The organism is Undibacterium sp. SXout7W (assembly GCF_049339385.1).
GTDB lineage: Bacteria > Pseudomonadota > Gammaproteobacteria > Burkholderiales > Burkholderiaceae_D > Undibacterium.
Window position 1 is genome coordinate 1 of record NZ_JBMPPF010000079.1, and the last position, 456, is coordinate 456.

The 456-nt window shown below is 66.4% G+C and carries 1 protein-coding gene; it reads right to left on the reverse strand.

Translation table 11 applies throughout. The features are described 5' to 3' along the window. Positions 1-456, reverse strand: a 456-nt coding sequence (locus ACO0LB_RS20565) for a phosphoenolpyruvate carboxylase (protein WP_423052568.1), incomplete at both ends; no start/stop codon positions are given.

Below are 456 nucleotides of genomic sequence, written 5' to 3' on the forward strand. Positions count from 1 at the left end.
GGGATCGCCATCACCGCTTCCATGATGCCGGCCGCGCGTTGCAGGTCGGGGATGGTTTCGAACAGCGGGATCACCATCAGGTCCAGCTCTTGCTCGGCGATGCGCAGCAAGCCCATTTCCTTTTGCAGCAGCAGCACTTCCAGCAGGTCGGACAGGGTTTCGGTGTGCGAGATGATGTAGTTGCGGATGGCGCGGTCGCCGTAGCGCGCGCGGATCTCGCGCGCCGCGCGCAGCACGCCCAGCTCGGAGTCGGTCTCGGCCGAGTAGGCGATGTAGGGCGTATACAGCAGGCGCGGCTGCGACAGCTCGCTCAGCAGCAGGGCCACCTTGGCGTCCTCGTCCAGCGACGCATAGCCGGGCTGGCCGCCGGCCTTGGCGAACAGCTCGGCCAGCACGCGCTCGTGGATGTCCGACGATTGGCGCTTGTCCAGCGAGGCTAGGTGGAAGCCGAAGATG